Source organism: Streptomyces carminius (genome assembly GCF_002794255.1).
Classification (GTDB): Bacteria; Actinomycetota; Actinomycetes; order Streptomycetales; family Streptomycetaceae; genus Streptomyces; species Streptomyces carminius.
Map to the genome: position 1 here is coordinate 1 of NZ_PGGW01000032.1, position 2,268 is coordinate 2,268.

3 protein-coding genes are annotated in these 2,268 nt (G+C 72.2%); all 3 read left to right on the top strand.

The window, feature by feature from the left end; all coding sequences use genetic code 11:
- On the top strand, positions 1 to 790 hold a 790-nt coding region (locus CUT44_RS08675; RefSeq protein ID WP_199185655.1), incomplete at its 5' end, for a CPBP family intramembrane glutamic endopeptidase.
- A gap of 25 nt (positions 791 to 815) precedes the next feature.
- On the top strand, positions 816 to 1,520 hold the full coding sequence (locus CUT44_RS08680; RefSeq protein ID WP_233221318.1) for a sensor histidine kinase: 705 nt from the start codon (positions 816 to 818) through the stop codon (positions 1,518 to 1,520).
- Between the two features lie 5 nt (positions 1,521 to 1,525).
- Positions 1,526 to 2,218 carry a response regulator gene (locus CUT44_RS08685; protein WP_100201597.1) on the top strand — a complete coding sequence of 231 codons (693 nt, stop codon included), beginning with the start codon at positions 1,526 to 1,528 and terminating at the stop codon, positions 2,216 to 2,218.
- The last annotated feature ends 50 nt before the right edge of the window (positions 2,219 to 2,268 follow it).

A 2,268-nucleotide genomic window follows, 5' to 3' on the forward strand; every position in this document is an offset into this window, starting at 1 on the left:
GCGTTCTCCGCTGGGCTGGATGCTGACGGGGATGGTCGGCATCGGCCTGGTCTCGGGCCTGACGGCGACCGGCCCCGGCCCGGTGCCGGTGCTGGGCGCGGTCGCCGCGGTGGCCGTGTACTGGCTGGTCATGCGCCGTGTCGCACGACGCTCCACGCCGGAGATCGCCCGGGCCGGGGCCGGCCGGGAAGTGCTGCTGGGCGGTGGGATCGGCCTGGGCTTCATCCTCGTCTCCGCCCTCCTGATCACGGCATTCGGAGGCTATTCGTTCTCCTGGGCGGGTGATGGCTTCATGTCGGTCGTCTGGACCGCGGTGGTGGTCCAGATCGGCGCCGCGGTCACCGAGGAGTTGCTGTTCCGCGGTCTTGCCCTGCAGGCTCTGGAGCAGTTGTGGGGCAGCCGGGCCGCCCTCGTGATCACCTCGCTGTTCTTCGGTGTCGCCCATCTGGGAACCCCGGGCGCGAACGCGTGGAGCGCAGTGGCGATCGCTCTGGAGGCGGGCGTCCTGCTCGGAGCCGCGTTCCTGTGGCGGCGTAACATCTGGTTCGTCGTGGGGCTGCACTTCGCCTGGAACCTCACGCAGCAGCTGCTCGGCATCCCGGTCTCCGGACACGCCCCCGAGGGTCTGTTCACCGTCGACACCCACGGCTCCGCCCTTCTGACCGGCGGCAGCTTCGGTCTGGAGGCGTCGATCATGCCCGTCCTCATGGGCGTGGCCATCGCCGCCCCGATGCTCGTCCTCGCCCGCCGGAACGGCGGAATCAGGACCCGCCGGCACACGAGCCGCTGAGACAGACCGACCGGAGGAAACCGACATGATGTCCCGTCAGGCGCCCTGGAGCCTCCCGCCGCTGCAGGCGCCGCTCGACTGGTGGCAGGAGCGGGCGCGGATCGCCCGCGAACTGCACGACGTGGTCACCCACCACGTGACGGCCATGGTGGTCCAGGCCGACGCGGCGCAGTTCCTGCTCACGTCCGCGCCGGAACGCGCCGGCGAGGGACTGACCGCCGTCAGCGACACCGGCCGCCGGGCGCTGACGGAACTGCGGTACCTGCTCGGCGTCCTGGAGGCGACCGGCGAGTCGGCGTCCGCGGACCCGGCGCGCGCGGGCCGGGCACCCACCCTGGGGCGGGTGGGGGACCTGGTCGAGCAGGCCCGCAGGTCGGGCCAGCCGGTCGGGTTCAGCGAGCAGGGTGAGCGGCGGCCGCGGAGCGTGGACGTGGAACTGGCCGCGTACCGGGTGGTGCAGGAGGCGCTCACCAACGCCATGAAGTACGCGGCAGGCAAGCCGGCACGGGTCCTGCTCCGGCACGGTGCCGAGCACATCGAGATCGAGGTGACCACCGACGGACCGGTCGCCGCACCGGTCACGCGGAAGCCGGGCCCCGCGGGCGGACGAGGACTGGCGGGGCTGCGTGCACGGGTGCGGATGCTCGATGGTGAACTGGAGGCCGGTCCCCGGCCCGAGGGCGGGTTCGAGGTCCGCGCCACGATTCCGTCCAGGCCCCTTCAGGAGTGACCCCAGTGAACGACGCGCCGCCACCGATCAGTGTGCTCGTCTGCGACGACCAGGCGCTGGTGCGGACCGGCTACGTCACCATCTTCTCCGCGCAGCCCGACATGGAGGTCGTCGGGGAGGCCGAGAACGGCCACGAGGCGGTCCAGGCCGCGCGGCGGCTGCGCCCCGACGTGGTCGTGATGGACATCCGGATGCCCCTGCTCGACGGCATCGAGGCGACACGGCAACTGGCCGGCCCCGACACCGAGGACGCGCCGAAGGTCCTGGTCGTCACCACCTTCAACGTCGACGCCTACGTCTACGACGCGCTGCGCGCCGGAGCGAGCGGCTTCCTCCTCAAGGACGCGCCCCCGGCGGAACTGGTGGGCGGCATCCGCACCGTCGCCCGGGGCGAGGCCCTACTGGCACCCGCCGTCACCCGCCACCTCATCGGCCACTTCGCCCAGCATCTGCGACCGGCCGACACCTCCCGGCCGGCCAGGCAGGACATCGTGCGCGCACTGACCCCCCGCGAGCTGGAAGTGCTCCGGCTGATCGCCGAGGGGCTGTCGAACGCGGAGATCGCCGCGGCGATGTTCATCACGCCCGAGACCGTCAAGACCTATGTGTCGCGCATCCTGGCGAAACTCGGCCTGCGCGACCGCGTCCAGGCCGTCGTCCTCGCCTACCGGGTCGGACTGGCGTCCGACACGCCGTGAACCGGCACGGTCGTGTGCCCGAGGCACAGCGCCGCCCACCCGGCAGACCA